The following is a 19,389-nucleotide window of genomic DNA, read 5'->3' on the forward strand; positions in this document are numbered from 1 at the left end:
CGGGCTAACCCCCGGAGGCAGTGTCGCCGGCCCCGCTAGACTGGGGCAACTCGCGGGAGTGGTGGAATTGGCAGACACGCAGGATTTAGGTTCCTGTGCTTTCGGGCGTGTGGGTTCAAGTCCCACCTTCCGCACGAGTGGATGCCGCGGCATCCGCTGCCATTGACCATGGCCACGGCCTGACGACGGGACCTCTGTGCTCGACCTCGCATTGCAAGCGCCGACCGCTCTGATCCCGTGGCTGGACCCGGAGCAGATCATCACGGCGGCCGGGCCGTGGGCTCTGCTGGTGGTGTGCTTCATCGTCTTCGCCGAAACCGGGCTGCTCGTCGGCTTCCTGCTGCCCGGCGACACCCTGCTGGTCATCTCCGGCCTGCTCTCCCACGCTCAGGATTACGCGCCGGAGGGCGTGTTCGGGATCAGCGTCTGGTGGGTTGCGCTGCTGATCGGACTGTCGGCGTTCCTCGGCGGCGAGGTCGGGTTCTACATCGGCCACAAGGGTGGCCCCGCGATCTTCGAGCGCAAGGAATCGGGCCTGTTCAGCCGCAAGAACGTCGAGCGCACGAACGCGTTCTTCGAGCGGTTCGGTGGACTGACGATCATCCTGGCCCGGTTCGTCCCGATCGTGCGTACCTTCGCCCCGGTCGCGGCCGGTGTCGGCCACATGCACAAGGGCAAGTACACGCTCTACAACCTGATCGGCGCCGTGCTCTGGGGCTTCGGCCTGACGATGTTCGGCTACGTCATCGGGTTCATCCCGCCGGTGGCCTGGTTCGTGCAGGAGTACATCGACCTGATCCTGCTCGCCGCCGTCGGCGGTACCGCACTGATCACGCTGTGGCACTACTTCTCCGAGCGCCACAAGGCCAAGAAGGCTGCTGCCGCAGGCGAAGACGTCGTGACGGATGCCGCGGAGGCAGACGAACTCGTGCTCGACACGGAGGTGTTCGATCGCGGCCCCGAGGCCGGCGACGACACCCCGCCCGCACCGCGCGGCTAACTGGCCTTCTGCTTCGCCGCGGGCTTCTTCGCGGGGGCCTTCTTCGCCGGTGCCTTGGCTGCGGTCTTCTTCGCAGGTGCCTTCTTGGCGGGCTTGGCCTCGTCTTCGTCCTCGTCCTTCGCAGCCTTGCTGCCGCCGCCGCGCGCGGCACGGGAGCGCTCGACGCTCGCCCGCAGGGCGGCCATCAGGTCGATGACCTCACCCCCGGCATCCGCTTCCTCGGTCTCGCCGAACGTCTCGGAGGTGTCCAGCGCGTCGCCCTTCTCGAGCTTCGCGTCGATGAGGGTGCGCAGCTCCTGCTGGTACTCGTCGGTGAAGTCGGCGGGGTCGAAGTCGCTGGCGAAGCTCTCCACGAGACTCGCCGACAGTTCCAGCTCCTTCGCCGAGATGCGCACGCTCTCGTCGAGGGCGGGGAACGCGGCCTCGCGCACCTCGTCGGACCACAGCATCGTCTGCAGCACCAGCACGTCCCCGCGCACGCGCAGGGCGGCAAGCCGGGTCTTCTGTCGCAGCGAGAAGCGTACGATCGCGGTGCGGTCGGTCTGCTCCAGCGTCTTGCGCAGCAGCACGTAGGCCTTCGGCGACGCGGAGTCCGGCTCGAGGTAGTACGCCTTGTCGAGCGTGAGCAGGTCGATCTGCTCGCTCGGCACGAACTCGACGACGTCGATCTCGCGGCTGCGCTCTGACGGCAGTGATGCGATGTCTTCCTTGGTCAGTACGACGGTGCGCTCGCCGTCGTCGTAGGCCTTGTCGATGTCGGCGTATGGCACGACTTCGCCGTCGACTTCGCAGATGCGCTGATACCGGATGCGTCCGCCGTCGGCATTGTGCACCTGGTGCAGCGGCACATCGTGGTCCTCCGTCGCTGAGTACACCTTCACCGGCACATTCACCAGACCGAAGGTCAGCGCACCCTTCCAGATCGCTCGCATCCCACTAGTGAACACCTGTCGCATACGTCACGCCTAGAGGTTGCGCATTAGCCTCTTGACATGGCAGGCGAGGGACAACTGGTGCGCATCGACGGTCGTCGGCTGCGTCTGACGAACCTCGACAAGGTGCTCTACCCCGCCACCGGCACCACCAAGGGCGAGGTGATCGACTACGTCACCCGCATCGCGCCGTTCATGATCCCCCACATCTCCGGGCGGCCGGTCACTCGCAAGCGCTGGCCCGAGGGCGTGGACAAGCCGTCGTTCTTCGCGAAGGATCTGGAACGGGGTGCGCCTGACTGGATCAAACGGATGCCGATCGGCCACTCGACCGGAGACAAGGACTACCCGCTGGTCGGTGACCGGCCGACGCTGGTCTACCTCGCGCAGGTGGCGAGCCTGGAGCTGCACGTGCCGCAGTGGCGGTTCGCGCCCGACGGCGGGCGCTCCCCCGCCGACCGGATCGTGCTGGATCTCGACCCGGGACCGGGCACCGGGCTGGCGGAGTGCGCCGAGGTCGCGCGGCTGCTGCGCGACATCCTCACCGGGATGGGACTGGACCCCTACCCGGTCACGAGCGGCAGCAAGGGCATCCACCTGTACGCGGCGCTGCCGGGCACGCAGACCAGTGAGCAGGTGACCGGCGTGGCGCGTGAGCTGGCGCGGGCGATCGAGGCCGACCATCCCGATCTCGTGGTGAGCCAGATGGCCAAGGTGCAGCGCACCGGCAAAGTGTTCATCGACTGGAGCCAGAACAACGGCTCGAAGACCACCATCGCGCCGTATTCGCTGCGTGGGCGCGACGAGCCCACGGTGGCCGCACCGCGCACGTGGGACGAACTCGACGACCCCGAGCTGCGGCATCTGCTGTTCACGGAGGTGCTGGCCCGGGCCGAAAGCGACGGCGACCCGTTGGCGTCGCTGGGTTTCCACGCCGGTGGGCGCGCGTCGGCCGACGGCCCGCTCGCGTCGTACATCGCCAAGCGCACCGCCGGGGTCACCCCCGAGCCGGTGCCGAGCAACGCGCTCGGTGGCCGCGCGGCATCCGGACTCCCCCGGTTCGTCATCCAGGAGCACCACGCCTCGCGGCTGCACTGGGATCTGCGCCTGGAGCGGGACGGCGTGCTGGCAAGCTGGGCAGTGCCCAAGGGAGTGCCCGAGACCGCGTCACGCAACCACCTCGCCGTGATGACCGAGGATCACCCGATGGAGTACGCCACGTTCTCGGGCGAGATCCCGCACGGCGAGTACGGCGCCGGCACCATGACGATCTGGGACGACGGCGTCTACGAGCTGGAGAAGTGGCGCGACGACGAGATCATCTTCACCCTGCACGGCCAGCCGGGCGGACCGCTCGGCGACGTGCGGCTCGCGCTGATCCGCACCGACGGGTCGGGCGAGAAGTCGACGTGGCTGCTGCACCGCATGAAGGCCGCTGCCACCCCGTCCGCCAAGGCACCGCTCGGGGATGCACCGGTCAGTAACGCGCCGCGGGGCGGATCGCCGGTCGGCGACCTGCGGCCCATGCTCGCGACCTCGGCGACGCCGGTCCGTGCGCACGAGGCCGCGAACCGCTGGGGCGACCACGCTTGGGCGGAACTGAAGTGGGACGGCATCCGGGCGCTGGGCTCCTGGGACGGCAAGGCCCTGCAATTGCGCGGGCGCAACGGCACGGACATCACGGCGCGCTACCCCGAACTCACCGCCGAGGCGGCCGCGGTCTTCGGCGACACCCCGATCACCGTTGATGGAGAGATCGTCGCCCTCGACGACAGCGGTCGGCCCAGCTTCACGCTGCTGCAGAACCGCATGCACCTCACCGGCGCGCGGGACATCGCGCGCGAATCCCAGCGCACCCCGACCGCCTGGTACCTGTTCGATGTGATCGCCTACGACGGCATCGATGTCGGCGCCCTGCCGCTGGCCGAGCGGCGCGCGCTGCTGGAGGCGCTGCCGGTGGCGCCGCCGCGCATCGACACGCCCCCCGTGCTCGACGACCTCGACATCGCGCTGGCCACCGCCCGCCGGCACAGCCTCGAAGGCGTCGTCGTCAAGGACCCGCAGTCGACCTACCGCCGCGGGCAGCGCTCCGAGCAGTGGCTCAAGGTCAAGCTCACCCACACGCAGGAGGTCGTGATCGGCGCGATCCGCCCCGGCAAGGGCGGCCGCAGCGGGTCGATCGGCTCGCTGCTGCTGGGCATCCCGGGCCCCGATGGCCTGCAGTACGTCGGCCGCGTCGGCTCTGGGTTCAGCGACCGCACGATCACGCGGCTGACCGAGACCCTCACGCCGCTGCGCGACACCGTCAATCCGTTCGTAGGCATCCCTCGCGCCGACGCCTCCGACGCGCTGTGGGTGCGCCCCGAGGTCGTCGCCGAGGTGGAATTCGCCGAGTTCACTCCCGGTGGCACGCTGCGCCACGCGCGGTGGCGCGGGCTGCGGCCGGACAAGTCCGCCGACGAGGTGACGCGCGAGTCCTGAGCGGGCTCAGGCGTGCGCGTCGTGCTCGATGTGCCCGGCCGGCTCCAGCTGGAACGTCGAATGCGCGACGTCGAAGTGATCCGACAGGCACTCCTGCAGCCGCGTGAGGATCCCGATGGCCCGCCCATCCGCCAGGCACGCGTCCTCCACGACGACGTGCGCCATGAACACCGGCGCCCCGCGAGTCAGCTGCCACACATGCACGTCGTGCACGTCGACGACCCCCGGCGTCTCGAGGATGTGGGTGCGGATCTGGGCGACCTGCATGCCGCGCGGCACGCTCTCGCCCAGCACGGATGCCACCTCGCGCAGCAGCGAGATCGCTCGCGGCACGATCATCGCGGCGATCAGCAGCGACGCCACGGCATCCGCCTGCGTCCATCCAGTCAGCACGATGATCACCGCCGCGACGATGACCGCCGCCGAGCCGAGCAGGTCGCCGAGGACTTCGAGGTAGGCGCCACGCACATTGATGCTGTGCCGCTGCGCCGCGCTCAGCAGCCACAGCGCCACCGCGTTGGCGATGAGGCCCACGATCGCGACGACGAGCATGAGACCGCCGGCGACCTCGGGCTGCTCAGGGCGCATCAGCCGCTGCACGGCCTCGATCGCGATCCACACCGACAGCGCGATCAGGATCACGGCGTTCGCCAGCGCCCCCAACACTTCGGCGCGCTGGTAGCCGAAGGTGGAGCGGTCATCGGCGGGCCGGGCGGCCACGGTGCTCGCCACCAGCGCGATCACCAGCGCCGCCGCATCGGTGAACATGTGTCCGGCGTCGGCCAGCAGCGCCAGCGACCCCGAGAAGATCGCCCCGACCACCTGCGCGACGAGCACGACCGACGTGATCGTCAGCGACACCGCCAGCAGGCGCCGGTTGCCGGCGCCCCGGATGCCGGGTGCGTGGTCGTGCATGATTCCACGGTACGGCGGCGCGGCCGGCGGCGCGCCACGGACGGCTAGTCGGGAATGAGTCTGGTTCTCAGTTTCAGAGGTCGGCCAGCAGCGGCGTGAGCGCGGCGAACGCGCGGGCGCGGTGGGAGGCGGCGTTCTTCTCCCCCGGTTCCCAGTCGCCGACGGTGCGCTCGGCACCCTCGGGCTGGTCGTCGGGGATGAAGATCGGGTCGTAGCCGAACCCGCCCGCCCCGGAGGCCTCGGTCGCCAGTCGCCCGGGCCACACGCCCTCGACGACGTGCGAGGGTCCGCCGGGGATCACCAGCGCGATCGTCGACATGAACTGCGCGGTGCGGTGCGGGTCGGCGATGTCGCTCAGCTGGTCCAGCAGCAACTCGAGGTTTGCGGTGGCATCCTTCGCGTGCCCCGCCCAATACGCGGAGAACACCCCCGGAGCACCGCCGAGCACGTCCACGCAGAGCCCGGAGTCGTCGGCCAGGGCCGGCAGCCCGGTGTGCGCGGCGGCGGCACGCGCCTTGATCAGCGCGTTCTCGGCGAACGTGACGCCGTCCTCGATCGGTTCGGGGCCGTCGTAGCCGATGACCTCGATGTCGGGGCGGGTGGCCCGCACGATCGATTGGAATTCCTCGACCTTGTGCGGGTTGTGGGTCGCCAGAACCACGCGCTGCGGCCGCGAGGTTTCCTCACTCACCGGCGGCCTCCACGGCCAGGGCGGCGGCCTGCAGGTCGCGCAGGTCGGCGCAGCCGTTGACGCCGAGTTCCAGCAGGGCATCGAGCTCGCGCTTGTCGAACGGCGCGCCCTCGGCGGTGCCCTGCACCTCGACGAACAGACCACGGCCGGTGACGACGACGTTCATGTCGGTCTCGGCGCGCACGTCCTCGACGTAGGCCAGGTCGAGCATCGGCGCACCGTCGATGATGCCCACCGACACGGCGGCGACCGAGTCGATCAGCACGTCCGAGCGCTGCGCGATGAACTTCTTCTGCTTGCCCCACGCGATCGCGTCGGCCAGAGCGACGTAGGCGCCGGTGATCGCCGCCGTGCGGGTGCCGCCATCGGCCTGCAGCACGTCGCAGTCGATCACGATCGTGTTCTCACCGAGGGCCTTGGTGTCGACGACCGAACGCAGCGACCGGCCGATCAGCCGCGAGATCTCGTGGGTGCGTCCGCCGACGCGGCCCTTGATCGACTCGCGGTCGTTGCGGGAGTTGGTGGCGCGGGGCAGCATCGCGTACTCCGCGGTGACCCAGCCCTTGCCCTTGCCGGTGAGCCAGCGCGGCACGCCGTTGGTGAACGACGCGGTGCACAGCACCTTGGTGCCGCCGAAGGAGATCAGCGCCGACCCCTCCGCGTGCGCGCTCCAGCCGCGTTCGATCGTGATGGGGCGCAGCTGGTCGACGGCGCGGCCGTCGGCGCGGGTGATGTCGGTCATGTCTCTCCTGAGTTCAGCGGGGCAAGTCGATGGCGCCGGTCTGCACGAGGCGCACGGTGCTGACCTCGCGCCCCATCAGCCGGTGCGCGAGGCGCAAGAAATCGTCGGCCGAGGATCCGGTGGCCTGGTAGTCATGGTGCGCTCTGGCATCCGGACCAGCCAGCAGATCGCGGGAAACCAGCTGCCGGTACACGTCCTTGGCCGTCTCGGTGTCGCTGGAGACCAGCGAGACGTCCGGACCCATGACGTAGCTGATCGCGCCCTCGAGGAACGGGTAGTGGGTGCAGCCGAGCACGAGGGTGTCGACGCCCGCGTGACGCAGCGGCGCGAGGTAGTCCTCGGCGACGGCGAGCACCTCGGGCGAATCGGTGACGCCCGCCTCGACGAACTCCACGAACCGCGGGCAGGCCTGGGCCGACACGGTGAGCTTCTCGTTGACCTCGAGCATGTCCTGGTACGCGCGGGACCCGATGGTTCCCTCCGTGCCGATCACGCCGATGCGGCCGTTCCGGGTCGTCGACATCGCGGTGCGCACGGCGGGGCCGATCACCTCGACCACCGGCACGTCGTAGCGTTCGCGGGCGTCGCGCAGCATCGCCGCGGAGGCGGTGTTGCACGCGATCACGAGCATCTTCACGCCTTCGTCGACGAGGGTGTCGAGCACTTCGAGCGAGTAGCGGCGGACGTCGGCGATGGGCTTGGGGCCATAAGGCGAGTGGGCCGTGTCTCCCAGGTACAGGATCGACTCCCGCGGCAGCTGCGCCGAGACGGCGCGGGCCACGGTGAGTCCGCCGACGCCGGAGTCGAAGATTCCGATGGGGGCGTCGTTCACATTCCCAGCCTACGCGAGCGCCTGGATAGGCTGGCCCGCATGACTGCCGCGCCCGACGCCACCGCCCGCGTGGCGAGCACCGCCTTGTTCACCGACCGTTACGAGCTGACGATGCTCGACGCGGCGCTGCACGACGGCTCCGCGCAGCGGCGCTGCGTGTTCGAGCTGTTCGGCCGGCGCCTCCCCGGTGCCCGCCGTTTCGGCGTGGTCGCCGGCACCGGGCGGCTGCTGTCGCTGCTGCAGGACTTCCGCTTCGGCGATGAGGAACTGCGCTTCCTCAGCGACAACAGGGTGGTGGATGCTGAGACGATCTCGTTCCTCGAGAACTACCGCTTCACCGGCACGATCACCGGCTACCGCGAGGGCGAGCTGTACTTCCCCGGCTCCCCCGTGCTCACCGTCGAGGGCACGTTCGCCGAGGCGGTCGTACTGGAGACCCTCGCGCTGAGCGTGCTCAACCACGACTCCGCCGTCGCCAACGCCGCCGCCCGCATGAGCATCGCCGCCGGTGACCGGCCGTTGGCCGAGATGGGGTCGCGCCGCGCGTCCGAGCACTCCGCCGTCGCCGCAGCCCGCGCGGCGTACATCGCCGGCTTCGGCGCCACCAGCAACCTCGAAGCGGGGCGCACCTGGGGTATCCCCACGATGGGCACCGCCGCGCACGCGTGGACACTGCTGCACGACAGCGAGGAAGACGCCTTCCGCGCGCAGATCGCCGCCCTCGGCACCGGCACCACACTGCTGGTGGACACGTACGACATCCGCGAGGGCGTTGAAACCGCGATCCGGGTGGCCGGAACCGGCCTTGGGGGTGTCCGCATCGACTCGGGCGACCTGCCGACGGTGGCCGCCGAGGTACGCGCCCAGTTGGACGCACTCGGCGCGACAGGCACGAAGATCACGGTGACCAGCGACCTGGATGAGTTCGCGATCGCCGCTCTGGCGGCATCCCCGGTCGACTCCTACGGTGTGGGCACTTCGGTCGTCACCGGGTCGGGGGCACCGACGGCGGGGATGGTCTACAAGCTCGTGGCGCGGCAGGACAGCGCCGGATCCTGGGTCGCGGTGGCGAAGACTTCGACCGACAAGGCCTCCAAGGGCGGACGCAAGGCCGCGTTCCGCACGCTCGAGCGCGGTGTCGCCACGAGCGAGCTCATCGCCGTGGCCGACGGGTTCGAGACGGTGCCGACGGGCGCGGACCACCCCGAAGCGCGGGCGCTGCACGTCACGCTCGTCGAGGCGGGCGAGGCGGATGCCGCGTATCTCGGCCACGACGGCGTCGACGCCGCCCGCGCGCATCACCTGCAGGTGAGGGAGGAGCTGCCCGTGCGCGCCCTTGCGCTCAGTCGCTCCGAACCCGCACTGCCCACCCGCTTCATCGACGTGGCCTGAGGCCACGTCGGGGTCAGGTGTTCAGCGACTCGTAGATCTCTTTGCAGGCGGGGCAGACCGGGAACTTCTCCGGGTCGCGACCCGGAGTCCACTTCTTGCCACACAGGGCCCGCACCGGCTTGCCGGTGATGGCCGATTCGAGGATCTTGTCCTTCTTCACGTAGTGCGAGAAGCGCTCGTGATCGCCGGGTTCGAGGTTCTCCTCGCGGATGAGCTCCTCGAGCTCGCGGTCGAGGGTCGCGAGACCCCCCTGGTCGGGGCTGTCGATGGGCGTGCTCATGGTCAGTCAGTCTATCCGCGGCATCCGCACCAGCGGGCCTCACGTCGCTTCGGCGAACTCCATCAGGCGCGTGCTGCCGCGATCGAAGACGCGGCCACCGATCAGGATGCCGGCGACGAGCACGAACACGCCGACCCCGGCGCCGGCCCACAGCGAGATCCACGCGTCGTCCGCGTCGCCGGTCAGGGCCAGCCAGGCCCACCACAGCGAAGGGGTGGCGGCGATCAGCGCGCCGGCGAGCACGAGTCCCTGTGAGAGCGAGCCGCCGGTGCGCTGCGGCTGCTGGAACGGGCTGTCACCGGGCCGCGACACCGCATAGGGGGCGGCTGCAGAGGCGATGCTCGACAGGCCGAGGCCGGAGAAGAACAGCGCCGCGCACACGCCGACGAGCGCGGGCAGCATCTCCCAGCGGCCGTGCACCCAGATCGACAGCGGCACGGTGACCGCGAGCAACGGCACCGCGATGAACAGCACCGGCACGAGCCGGCCGAAGCGCTCGGCGGCACCGCGCATGGCGCTGGCGATGTGCATCCAGATGGCGGTGTTGTCGTAGGCGAGGTCGTTGTGCGGCAGCCAGCCCAGGAACAGCGCCATGAGCGGCACCGGCACGAGGGCGATGACCGATGCCGGCACCCCGACGACGGCCAACGGCACGATCGTGAGGACGGCGGCGAAGGGGATCACCGCGATGTTGACGAGGTAGCGCCGGTCGCGCAACCAGTAGACGAGGCTGCGCGCAGCCACCGCGCCGCCTGGCGTGCCGGGCATGACGGTGAACCAGCCGAGGCCTCCGCGCTCGCGCACCGAGACGGGCCGCGCCGTGGTGGTGAGCATGCGCCGCACCAGCAGGAACCACACCCCGACCAGCACGGTGAGAGTCCCCAGCGCCACCAGGAGCGGCATCCAGAGCGCTCCGGCATCCTGAGCTGCCACGGCGGCGAGACCGAACCCGGCGCCCAGCGGGCTGCGGGCCAGAGCGTCGGCGACGCCGGCCAGCCGACGCGGCACACGCCCGCCCCATTCGAGCGAGGCGACGAACACCACGACCGGCACGACGACCACGAGCAGGGCGAGCAGGAACATGCCGGTCAGCTCACGCGACCGCCGCGCGTTGAACACCAGCGCGGCCACCGCGTGGGCGACCCGCGCCAGCAGCGCGCAGGTGGCGAGCCCGACGACGACGGCTAGCACGGCGATCCAGGGCGCGACCCCGTGAGCGATCCAGACGATGACGAGACTCACTGCCAGTGGGAGCAGCGCGATCATCGGCACGCTCAGGAACCCGGCGGCGATGAGCACCCCCGACAGTGCGCCCGGCGTCATGCCGAACACGGCGAACCGGCGTGGATCGAGCGGATCTTCGATGCCGGTCACCAGCGGTGCGATGGCGAACGCGAGGGTCACCGCGGAGCCGCAGAGGACGGTGACGGCCAGCGTCACGTTCGTCGGTGCATCGGACTGACCCAGCAGTCCCCAGCAACCTACGGCCACGGCGACGGCGAGCCCGACGAGGCCTGCGACGGTGCGAACCACGTGGCCGGTGTCGCCGCGCAGCCCGCCGATCAGCAGCGCGAGCCTCAGCCGGAGAACGTGTGCAGCCACTCCAGGCCCTCCACGTCGCTCAGCCCACCCGTGAGCTCCACGAAGCGCTGCTCGAGGGTCAGTTCTCCTCGCACCTCGTCGACGGTGCCCTCGGCGAGCACCTGTCCTGCGACCATGACGGCGACCCGCGAGCAGACGCGCTCGACGAGGTCCATGCCGTGGCTGGAGAGGATCACCGTGCCGCCGTGGGCCACGTACGCCCCGAGAATGTCGAGGATCACGGCGCTGGAGACCGGGTCGACGGCCTCGAACGGCTCATCGAGCACAAGCACGCGTGGCGAGTGGATCATCGCCCCCGCCAGCATGATCTTCTTCGTCATGCCGCCGGAGTAGTCCGACACCGGGCGCGACAGCGCGTCGGTGAGGTCGAATGCGCGCGCGAGGTCGGCGGCGCGACTGTCGGTGACGGCGGCGGGGAGCCCGCGCAGCAGGCCGTAGTAGTGCAGCAGCTGACGCCCGGTGAGCCGGTCGAACGTGCGCAGCCGATCGGGCAGCACCCCCATCAGCCGCTTCGCGGCGGCGGAGTCGGCTGCGGTATCCACCCCGTTGACCTGGATGCTGCCGCGGTCGGGCCGCAACAGCCCCGCGATCATCGACAGGGTCGTGGTCTTGCCGGCGCCGTTGGGGCCGACGAGGCCGTAGAACGATCCGGCGGGCACGGTGAGGTCTATGCCGTCGACGGCGGGGGTTCCGCTGAAGATTTTGGAGACGCCGCGCAGGCGCAGTGCGGGCAGGGCTGTCTCGGACACCGCGAGCGGCTCGTCATCCAGACCGGAGACGACCGCCGCGACGGCAGCGGCATCCGCTGCCGCGTCGGCAATCGCCTCGGCGTCGGGCTCGGCGATGTCGTCGAGGGTGCGGGGACCGCGCGGCACGGTCTGGAGGTCGGTCGCGGTGTCGACCACGGTCTCCGGCTCGATGAGAGCCGTGGCATCTTCAGCAGTCTGGGGGGCGATTCCCAGTTCCGCGAGCACTTCGGCGTCGGTTTCGAGGCTTTCGGCGTCGGTTTCGGGCTGCCACTCCTCGACAAGCGGCTCCGGCGCCGGCTCGGGCTCGGCGACGACGGGCGGCTCGGGCGCGGCGACGGGCTGCGCCAGACGCGCTGCCACTTCGGCCGCCGACTCCGCCGGCTTGAGGGGAAGCGCCCGCTGCACTGCGGCGAGCTCGGCCGGGACGGGCGGCAGCGGGGGCGGCGTCAGAACCGCCGCTTGAGCGGCATCCGACGCCCCTTGCTTCGCCTTCCGCGGGCGGGGCTTGCGGGGCGCGGTCGCGGTGCGAGGCCGCGGCTGCGCCACAATGAACTGCTCCGGAGCATCGTCCGAATCAGAGTCGTGGGGCAAAGGCAGCGACGCTGTCACGCGTCCACGGTATCAAGGAGAATCTTCCGCGCGACTGTGTCTCTCGCGCGGCGTCACACACTCGGCCGTTTGTCACGAAACGACAACGGAGGCGCTGCATTCTGCGCCTTCTCAGGACATTTCGCTACCATGAACCAGGCACGAAGGGGTGTCCTTTCGGTGAACCGATAGTGAACACAGACTTCAGGAGCAACCCCGTGACTCTTCAAACCGTCATCCTCGCCGCAGGCATGGGCTCACGCCTCGGCCGCAGCCTTCCCAAACCGCTGACCGAACTCGGCGATGGCCGCAGCATCATGCAGCAGCAGCACGACAACATCCGCGCCGCCTTCGGCAAGGCCGCCCGCATCACCACCGTCGTCGGCTACCGCGCCGAGACCATCGTCGAAGCGTTCCCCGACGCCGACTACGTCTACAACGACCGCTACGACCAGACCAACACCTCCAAGTCGTTGCTGCGTGCCCTGGCCGCCACCGGCAAGAGCGGTGTGCTGTGGATGAACGGCGACGTCGTGTTCGACCCGCGCGTACTCGGTCGGGCGATCGCCCTCATCGAGGCGGAGCGCTCGTTCGTGACCGTCAACACCGCCAAGGTGAGCGACGAAGAGGTCAAGTACACGGTGGACGCCGCCGGGTACATCAACGAACTGTCCAAGACCGTCTCCGGCGGCATCGGCGAAGCCGTGGGCATCAACTACATCTCCGCCGCGGACAAGCGTGCGTTCATGCGCCAGCTGTCCCGCGTCGACGACCAGGACTACTTCGAGCGCGGCCTGGAGCTGGCGATCATCGAAGACGGTGTGCGCCTGCAGCCGCTGGACATTTCGGACCTGTACGCGGTCGAGGTGGACTTCGCCGAAGACCTCGAGCGGGCGAACCTCTACGTCTGACCCTTCGCGCCCCAGCGTGCGCTCAGGGCGGCGCGCATAGGATCGGCCTATGGCCGACAAGGTGCACCGCATCCACACGCTCCCAGAGGACGCGCCCTGGACGGGCGGACTTCCGCCGGTGGGTTCCGACGAGCATCCGCGCATGGTGCGGGTGCTCGATCGCGTGCTGGCGGTCCAGCGACCGGTCGTCGTGGCACATCTGCGCAGCATTCGCCTGCGGCATCCGGATGCCACTAACGCGCAGATCGTGCGCATGCTCGAGCGCCGCTATCTCGCCGCCGTCACCACCGGTGGCGCGGCCGTGGGCGCCACTGCCGTCGTCCCCGGAATCGGCACGGGGGTGACCCTCGCCCTCAGCGGCGTGGAGACGGTGGGGTTCCTCGACGCGACGGCACTGTTCGCGCAGTCGATGTCGGAGCTGCACGGCATCCCGGTGGACAACCCCGACCGCGCCCGGGCGCTGGTGCTGACCCTCATGCTCGGCAAGGAGGGCGTCGACCTCGTGTCGCAACTGGCCGGTCAGGTGGCGGGCAAGGGTGTGACGCGCGACAAGTACTGGGGCGAGATGATCACCAAGACGCTCCCCCGCGCCGCCGTGGGTCCGCTGGTGGATCGCTTGAAGACCTCGTTCGTGCATCAGTTCGCCGCCAAGGGCGGCGCGTCCGTCGTCGGCAAGGCGATGCCCTTCGGCATCGGCGCGGCGATCGGTGGCACCGGCAACCACATTCTCGGGCGGCGCGTGCTCGTCAACGCGCGGCGCGGCTTCGGCGTGCCGCCGGAGCAGTACCCGCCGGCCCTCGAGCCGAAGGAGGGTGCCGCACGCCTGGAGCACGCGGCGGTGCGCGGGGTGCGACGCGCCGGCGACGCGGTCGCGCACGCCGGCATCGGCGCAGCGCACGGTGTGCAGCGCGCGGCGAAGCGGGTCGGTGGCGCAGTCCGACCGCGGCGGCGGCGCGCGATCACCAGCACGACATCGGATGCCGAGGCGCACGACGCCGCAACGCCGGACGACCTCGGCGACGACTGACAGCCGCCCCGCAGCATCCAGCGCCTCCTCCACAGGCGCGAATGTGGCGACGTTGTCCACGGAACCGGGGTTCGCCCCGGTCGCGGCCGCGGCGGCACGCGCAGCATGGTCGCCATGCCCAACGCCAAGCCGCACATCCAACGCAATGCCTCCACCGCCGAGCTGATCGCTGCCATGCCGTCGCTCACCGGCGTGCCGGTGCACAACAGCGTCGTGGTCGCCCCGTTCTGGGGAAAGCTCACCTCCAGCGCGATGCGCATCGATCTGCCCCACGAGCACACCAAGAGCGCGTACCAGCGCCATGCCGGAGCGCTGCTCGCGCACCTCAGCAGGCTCGATGGTTGCGACCGGGTCGCCGTCGCCGTCTACACCGACGAGTCCTATGACGCGGCGCTGCGCGGGTGGGAAGACATGCTCAATCACCTGCTCGAGCGAATCCACGGCGCGGGGTTCCACATCGCGGAAGCGGCGATCGTCGCCGCCGACGGCTGGGGCTGCTTTCTCGACGGGGCGACCAAGCGTGCGCTCGCCGAGCTCGAGGCAGCGGCGAGCCGCGCGCCGGCTCTCCCCGATCGCCCTGCATTGCACACCCTCCCGCCGGTCGACCCCGAACTGATGAGGACCGTGTCGCGTCACGTCGTGACGAGGGTGCTGATCGACATGGAGCACGACGCCTTCGGCAGCCTGCATCCGGCGCCACACCCCGAACCCATCGACCATCTCGAGCGAGCGCTCGCGGGCGACCCCGACCGCGTCGGGCCGGCGACGCTGGCCCGCATCATCACGCTCATGCAGTCAGAGGGGGCGGTCGATCGAACGGTGCTGCAGATCGCCTTCGGGAAGGACGTGGCCGCAGCATCGTGGGAGCTGACGCTTGCGACACGCGAGCGTGCTCGCAGGGCCGGGTGCGAGCCGGCAACGCTCCTCGCACGCGACTACCTCCAAGGCGACAGAACCGGCGAGCGTTTCGGCTGGATGCTGCTCGGTGAGACCGATGAGCGACCGTCTGCAGCGCGGCTGCGCAAAGGCGCCCTGCTGCTGGGTCGCGCGATCGCGCATTGCAACATGCCCGAGCGGGTGTGGGCGATGTGCGCACTCGGGTGGATCCGTTGGGCGCTCGGGCTCACGGCGGCTGCGGAGGAGATGCTCGACTCGGCCGAGTCGGTGAACCCGGACAACACCATGGTGCCCGTCTACCGCACCCTGGTCACGCACTGCATTCCGGCGTGGATCTTCGACCGCGCCCCGCAGCCGGGACTCAACCGCGCGGCTCGGCGAGCGGCGGCGCGCCACCGGAAGTGACGGCGGCCGGGCGGCCGGCCACGCCGATAGGCTCGATCGGTGGCAATCCTCCTCATCGCACTGCTCCTGGCCAACGCCGTCTTCAACGTCGTGGTGTGGCCCACGTTCTTCCGCCGAGTGGCGAAGGACCCGCGCGCGAAGGATGCCGCGGGCAAGCCGACGAAGTTCCTGATCGTGCACGCCGTGCTGATCGGCCTGGCCCTGCTGCTCGCGGTGGCCTCCGCGGTGGTCGCTGTGGTCGCCCTGCTCAGTCGCGGCTGAGCCCGGAGCGACATTATATTCGAATGTCGGAGGCCCGTCTTACCATGAAGCATGGCCTTCTTCTTCGAGACACAGGGACTGCTGGACAAGCTCCACAGCACGCCTGAACTCGACGTCGAGCACGCCTGCTTGGCGGCCGCGCTGCGTGAGCTGGACAGCGAGCGGGTGCTCGGCGTGTTGGCCGACGCGACGGCGCTGATCGACACCCTTGAGCACGTGCGCATCGCTGCGGCCGGCGTCGCCGCCGAGCGGTCCTCCCGCGACCGTGGCTACGGCGGGCTGGCACAGACGAAGGGCCACCGCACGCCGACCTCGCTGATCCAGTCGATCACGGGCCAGAGCATCGGTGAGGTGAAGCGTCACGTGCGGCTCGGCGAGGCCCTGCTCGACGGTGCCGACGCCGCTCCCCCGGCGCCGGTGGGGGCTGCGGATGCGGCCGGTGCGCCCACGCCACCGCCGCCGCCGTGGCACGAACCGCTGCGGACGGCGATGCTCGGGGGCATCCTGACCCCCGCGCAGCACGACGCGATCATGCGGGGCCTCGGCACCCCGCCGACGCGCGGTGCGGACGCGGCGGCCGATGAGACTACCGCCGCGAGCGAAGAGGCACAGTTCCGCGAGATCTGGCGCGTCGCGGCCGAACAGCTCATCGAGGAGGCACGCGACTGCACGGCGGAGGATCTGCTGCGTCGAGCGCGGTACCTGCGCGATCAGCTGGATGAGAGCGGCGCGGCCGACCGCTTTCAGCAGCGCTACGAAGCCCGGTCGTTCCGCATGTGGCAGGACGAACACGGTCAGCACCGCGCCCACCTGGTGCTCGACGACGAGATGGCCGCGTGGATCCGCGCGATGGTCGACGCGGCACTGCGCCCGCGTCGCGGCGGTCCCCGGTTCGTAACCGCGGAAGAGCACGAGACCGCCGACCAGCTGGTGGCCGACCCGCGCAGCAATGAGCAGCTCGAGTACGACCTGCTGATGGACACGCTCAAGGCCGGGTCGCTCGCCGCTGCGGAGGCGGTCTTCGGAGCCCGCCAGCCGGGCGTGCGCGTCGTGGTGACGGTCGAGGCGACCGGCCGCCGCGATGCGTTCGGCAGGGCGATCGGCGTGGGGCATCTCGAGGACGGCGGCGCTGCGGTCGCAGGTCCCGTGATCGAGCGCACGCTGTGCACGACGGGCTACCGCGAGGTGGTCGTCGACGGCTGCGGCAACCCGCTGGATCTCGGGCGTGAGCAGCGCCTGTTCTCGGCCAAGCAGCGGATCGCCATGGCGGTGCGCGACGGCGGCTGCATGGCCCCCGGCTGCCCGGTGCCGGCGTCCTACTGCGAAGCGCACCACTGCAACCAGTGGCAGCGCGGCGGCCGCACCGACGTGGACGAGGGCATCCTGCTGTGTCGGTTTCATCACATGCTGCTGCACAACAACGGGTGGTGGATCACCCGCGACGGGCTCGGGCCCTTCGTGCTGCACGCGCCGTCGAGCCTCGGGAGGGGACCCGTCGTCCTCCGGTCGAAATCGCCGCTGTTCCGACCACTCGTCGCGTGAGAACGAGAGGTCGGACCACTGCTAGCGTGAGCCCATGCAGACACGCCGCACCACCTGGACCATCGGAGGCCTGGGACTGATTGTGTGCGGGCTGCTCGCGATCTTCGAGTACGCCATCAGCCGCGGCCCGGGTGCCGCTCTATTCACTTTTCCCGGGGAGCTGCCGTTCGCCGCCATGGTGCTGCTGTTCGCGATCGGGCTGTCGCGCGAGGCGAGCGTGGTGAACCGCAAGCCGCTCGGGATGGCGGCACTGATCGTCGTCGCGGTGTGGCCGATCATCGCCTCGATGTTGCTGCCGATCCTGATCCAAGAGCAGACGTCGCCCGGCAACGGGCCGACCGTCTTCACCTACATCGACCTCATCGTCCGGGTCGCCGCCGGCGTGATCGCCGTGATCCAGATCGCTCGCGCCGGCATCGTCCCGTCTCCGTGGCGCTGGGCGCCGCTGTGGGCATTCGCCGCACATGCGGCGGTGTGGGTCGTTCTGCAGATCCTCCTGGTGGGCGCCGGCACCGCCGATCCGCAGGGGCTCGTGAGCCTGATCCTGATACTCAGCCTGGTGGCGAATCTTGTGGGGACCCTCGGGCTCGGCGTGATCGCCCTGGTCCTTGCGCTGCAATCGGGCGCCGAGACCGTCGAGGTGAACCGCTCCCCCGCACCCGCCGTCCACCCCGACGCCACGCTGCACAACGACGCACGCTGACGGCGCGCCGGGCGCCGCCTCGACACCGCGCCACCGCGGCAATACGCTCACGACTATGGACAGCACGCTGGCGTGCCTGGCTGCATGGATGCCACGTCAGCGCTGGTACGCGGCTAAGGGTCGCACTCTTCACCTGCGCTACATCGCGTCGTGGGACATCCCCACCGCCGAACCGGGCGTGCGCGTGCGCACGCTGCTCGTGGTCGACGAGGGCGCGCTGCCCGCCGTCGTCTACCAGGTGCCGCTCGTCGCCCGCGCCACCAGCGCGGTCTCCGCCGCCGCGGCGGCGCACATCATCGGCCACCCGGAACCGGGCACCACCCTCATCGACGGCCCGCATGACCCGGCCTACTGCGCGGCACTGCTGGGCCTGGTCACCGCCGGCGGCACCGCGCGCGGCCCTCGCACCGTCGCCACTGGGCGCCCCGTGACTGCGGCGTCGTACCCGGCATCGGCCACCGCCGACCATCAGGCCGGTGTCGTCACCGGCGAACAGTCCAACACCTCGATCGTCTTCCACTTCGCCGATGACACCCCACCGGTCATCTGCAAGCTGTTCCGGCAGGTGCAGCCGGGCCTGAACCCGGACATCGAGCTGAACACCGCGCTGAGCGACGCGCGATCGCCGCATGTACCGCGTGCGGTCGGCTGGCTCGCATGCGAGTGGCCCGACACCGCCACATCCGCCGGGGCTGTCACCGGTTCACTCGCCTTCGCCCAGGAGTTCTTCCCCAGCGTCGAAGACGCGTGGCGCGTCGCGCTGCGTTCGGCGGCGCACGGCGTGGACTTCGGGCAATCGGCCTACGACCTGGGTGCGGCGACCGCCGATGTGCACCGGTCCCTCGCACACGTCTTTCCGGCGGCACCGGCCTCCGCCGGCAACCGCGCTGCACTGCGCGACACGTGGCAGCGGCGGCTGGCCACCGCGATCGCCGAGGTGCGCCCGCTCGCTGAGGCGCGGCAGGCGATCGAAGCGGTCTACGACCGCGCCCTCGAGGTGGATTGGCCGCCCCTGCAGCGGATCCACGGCGACTATCACCTGGGCCAAGTGGTCCTGGTGCCCGACCGCGGCTGGGTGCTGCTGGATTTCGAGGGCGAGCCGCTGCGCGCGATGACGGAGCGGATGCTGCCCGACCTGGCGCTGCGCGACGTCGCGGGCATGCTGCGCTCGTTCGACTACGTCGCCGGGTCCATCCGCCTGGACCACCCCGACCGCTCCGCCGCCGTCCGCGACTGGGCGCGCGTCGCACGGGAGGGATTCCTCGCCGGCTACAGCCACCGAGCCGGGAGCCGCGTCACGACCACGGGTCCACTGCTGGACGCGCTCGAACTGGACAAGGCCGTCTACGAGGCGACGTACGAATCCCGATCCCGCCCCACCTGGGTCACCATTCCGCTGCGCGCCATCGAGCGACTCGTCGCCGCTCCCGCGATCTGAC

At 70.3% G+C, this 19,389-nt stretch carries 18 protein-coding genes and 1 tRNA gene; 11 read left to right on the top strand and 8 right to left on the bottom strand.

The genetic code is table 11. The features are described from left to right. Nucleotides 1-52 precede the first annotated feature (52 nt). Both QNO11_RS08820 and QNO11_RS08825 read left to right on the top strand, forming a co-directional pair. A tRNA-Leu gene (locus tag QNO11_RS08820) sits at nucleotides 53-134 on the top strand. A gap of 62 nt (nucleotides 135-196) precedes the next feature. Beyond that, nucleotides 197-1,000: a DedA family protein gene (locus QNO11_RS08825; RefSeq protein ID WP_257508634.1), complete on the top strand. Its 804-nt coding sequence runs from the start codon at nucleotides 197-199 to the stop codon at nucleotides 998-1,000. Here QNO11_RS08825 and ku read toward each other — a convergent pair. Next, nucleotides 997-1,932 carry a non-homologous end joining protein Ku gene (gene ku, locus QNO11_RS08830; protein WP_257508633.1) on the bottom strand — a complete coding sequence of 312 codons (936 nt, stop codon included), beginning with the start codon at nucleotides 1,930-1,932 and terminating at the stop codon, nucleotides 997-999. The two genes, QNO11_RS08825 and ku, sit on opposite strands and share 4 nt — an antisense overlap. A gap of 60 nt (nucleotides 1,933-1,992) precedes the next feature. Here ku and QNO11_RS08835 point away from each other — a divergent pair, with 60 nt between their 5' ends. After that, nucleotides 1,993-4,413: an ATP-dependent DNA ligase gene (locus QNO11_RS08835; protein ID WP_257508632.1), complete on the top strand. Its 2,421-nt coding sequence runs from the start codon at nucleotides 1,993-1,995 to the stop codon at nucleotides 4,411-4,413. 6 nt (nucleotides 4,414-4,419) lie between these two features. Here QNO11_RS08835 and QNO11_RS08840 read toward each other — a convergent pair whose 3' ends face one another. The 4 genes from QNO11_RS08840 to murI form a co-directional block, all read right to left on the bottom strand. Then, entirely contained in the window at nucleotides 4,420-5,328 is a 909-nt protein-coding gene (locus QNO11_RS08840; RefSeq protein WP_257508631.1) for a cation diffusion facilitator family transporter, read from the bottom strand. Nucleotides 5,329-5,401: 73 nt separating this feature from the next. After that, nucleotides 5,402-6,019, bottom strand: a complete 618-nt coding sequence (rdgB, locus tag QNO11_RS08845; RefSeq protein WP_257508630.1) for an RdgB/HAM1 family non-canonical purine NTP pyrophosphatase — start codon at nucleotides 6,017-6,019, stop codon at nucleotides 5,402-5,404. Continuing rightward, nucleotides 6,012-6,761: a ribonuclease PH gene (gene rph, locus QNO11_RS08850; RefSeq protein ID WP_257508629.1), complete on the bottom strand. Its 750-nt coding sequence runs from the start codon at nucleotides 6,759-6,761 to the stop codon at nucleotides 6,012-6,014. The genes rdgB and rph overlap by 8 nt, the downstream gene beginning before the upstream one ends. Nucleotides 6,762-6,774: 13 nt before the next feature. Beyond that, nucleotides 6,775-7,593 carry a glutamate racemase gene (murI, locus tag QNO11_RS08855; protein ID WP_257508628.1) on the bottom strand — a complete coding sequence of 273 codons (819 nt, stop codon included), beginning with the start codon at nucleotides 7,591-7,593 and terminating at the stop codon, nucleotides 6,775-6,777. A 39-nt stretch (nucleotides 7,594-7,632) separates the two neighbouring features. On the opposite strand from murI, the gene QNO11_RS08860 reads away from it, so the two are divergent. Then, a complete protein-coding gene (locus QNO11_RS08860) occupies nucleotides 7,633-8,985 on the top strand; it encodes a nicotinate phosphoribosyltransferase (protein WP_257508627.1) in 1,353 nt (450 codons plus the stop codon). 13 nt (nucleotides 8,986-8,998) lie between these two features. Here QNO11_RS08860 and QNO11_RS08865 read toward each other — a convergent pair whose 3' ends face one another. Genes QNO11_RS08865 through QNO11_RS08875 form a run of 3 tightly spaced genes read right to left on the bottom strand, consistent with a single transcriptional unit; the run spans nucleotide 8,999 to nucleotide 12,225 of the window. After that, complete coding sequence (locus tag QNO11_RS08865) at nucleotides 8,999-9,265, bottom strand: DUF3039 domain-containing protein (protein WP_257508626.1); 267 nt, start codon at nucleotides 9,263-9,265, stop codon at nucleotides 8,999-9,001. Between the two features lie 39 nt (nucleotides 9,266-9,304). Then, nucleotides 9,305-10,867 carry a hypothetical protein gene (locus QNO11_RS08870; RefSeq protein ID WP_257508625.1) on the bottom strand — a complete coding sequence of 521 codons (1,563 nt, stop codon included), beginning with the start codon at nucleotides 10,865-10,867 and terminating at the stop codon, nucleotides 9,305-9,307. Beyond that, nucleotides 10,843-12,225: an ABC transporter ATP-binding protein gene (locus QNO11_RS08875; protein WP_257508624.1), complete on the bottom strand. Its 1,383-nt coding sequence runs from the start codon at nucleotides 12,223-12,225 to the stop codon at nucleotides 10,843-10,845. Before QNO11_RS08875 ends, QNO11_RS08870 begins: the two co-directional genes overlap by 25 nt. 197 nt (nucleotides 12,226-12,422) lie before the next feature. Here QNO11_RS08875 and QNO11_RS08880 point away from each other — a divergent pair, with 197 nt between their 5' ends. From QNO11_RS08880 to QNO11_RS08910, 7 genes are all read left to right on the top strand, one after another. Further along, a complete protein-coding gene (locus QNO11_RS08880) occupies nucleotides 12,423-13,115 on the top strand; it encodes a phosphocholine cytidylyltransferase family protein (protein WP_257508623.1) in 693 nt (230 codons plus the stop codon). 49 nt (nucleotides 13,116-13,164) lie between these two features. After that, nucleotides 13,165-14,142: a hypothetical protein gene (locus tag QNO11_RS08885; protein WP_257508622.1), complete on the top strand. Its 978-nt coding sequence runs from the start codon at nucleotides 13,165-13,167 to the stop codon at nucleotides 14,140-14,142. 114 nt (nucleotides 14,143-14,256) lie between these two features. Continuing rightward, entirely contained in the window at nucleotides 14,257-15,444 is a 1,188-nt protein-coding gene (locus QNO11_RS08890) for a DUF4192 family protein (RefSeq protein ID WP_257508621.1), read from the top strand. Between the two features lie 39 nt (nucleotides 15,445-15,483). Further along, a complete protein-coding gene (locus tag QNO11_RS08895; protein WP_257508620.1) occupies nucleotides 15,484-15,705 on the top strand; it encodes an SCO4848 family membrane protein in 222 nt (73 codons plus the stop codon). Between the two features lie 51 nt (nucleotides 15,706-15,756). Continuing rightward, a complete protein-coding gene (locus tag QNO11_RS08900) occupies nucleotides 15,757-17,247 on the top strand; it encodes an HNH endonuclease signature motif containing protein (protein ID WP_257508619.1) in 1,491 nt (496 codons plus the stop codon). Between the two features lie 34 nt (nucleotides 17,248-17,281). Further along, the gene (locus tag QNO11_RS08905) at nucleotides 17,282-17,950 is read left to right on the top strand and encodes a hypothetical protein (RefSeq protein ID WP_257508618.1); all 669 of its coding nucleotides are present in this window, start codon (nucleotides 17,282-17,284) and stop codon (nucleotides 17,948-17,950) included. Nucleotides 17,951-18,005: 55 nt separating this feature from the next. Further along, nucleotides 18,006-19,388, top strand: coding sequence for a maltokinase N-terminal cap-like domain-containing protein (locus QNO11_RS08910; protein ID WP_257508617.1), 1,383 nt, complete (start codon nucleotides 18,006-18,008; stop codon nucleotides 19,386-19,388). Nucleotide 19,389 lies beyond the last annotated feature (1 nt).

This window comes from Microbacterium sp. zg-B96, assembly GCF_030246865.1.
Classification (GTDB): Bacteria; Actinomycetota; Actinomycetes; order Actinomycetales; family Microbacteriaceae; genus Microbacterium.

Excerpts from the sequence above, each read along its gene's own strand:
- ku (WP_257508633.1), bottom strand. The coding sequence starts at position 1,932 with ATGCGAGCGATCTGGAAGGGTGCGCTGACCTTCGGTCTGGTGAATGTG.
- QNO11_RS08835 (WP_257508632.1), top strand. The coding sequence starts at position 1,993 with ATGGCAGGCGAGGGACAACTGGTGCGCATCGACGGTCGTCGGCTGCGT.
- QNO11_RS08840 (WP_257508631.1), bottom strand. The coding sequence starts at position 5,328 with ATGCACGACCACGCACCCGGCATCCGGGGCGCCGGCAACCGGCGCCTG.
- rph (WP_257508629.1), bottom strand. The coding sequence starts at position 6,761 with ATGACCGACATCACCCGCGCCGACGGCCGCGCCGTCGACCAGCTGCGC.
- QNO11_RS08860 (WP_257508627.1), top strand. The coding sequence starts at position 7,633 with ATGACTGCCGCGCCCGACGCCACCGCCCGCGTGGCGAGCACCGCCTTG.
- QNO11_RS08865 (WP_257508626.1), bottom strand. The coding sequence starts at position 9,265 with ATGAGCACGCCCATCGACAGCCCCGACCAGGGGGGTCTCGCGACCCTC.
- QNO11_RS08885 (WP_257508622.1), top strand. The coding sequence starts at position 13,165 with ATGGCCGACAAGGTGCACCGCATCCACACGCTCCCAGAGGACGCGCCC.
- QNO11_RS08890 (WP_257508621.1), top strand. The coding sequence starts at position 14,257 with ATGCCCAACGCCAAGCCGCACATCCAACGCAATGCCTCCACCGCCGAG.
- QNO11_RS08900 (WP_257508619.1), top strand. The coding sequence starts at position 15,757 with ATGGCCTTCTTCTTCGAGACACAGGGACTGCTGGACAAGCTCCACAGC.
- QNO11_RS08905 (WP_257508618.1), top strand. The coding sequence starts at position 17,282 with ATGCAGACACGCCGCACCACCTGGACCATCGGAGGCCTGGGACTGATT.
- QNO11_RS08910 (WP_257508617.1), top strand. The coding sequence starts at position 18,006 with ATGGACAGCACGCTGGCGTGCCTGGCTGCATGGATGCCACGTCAGCGC.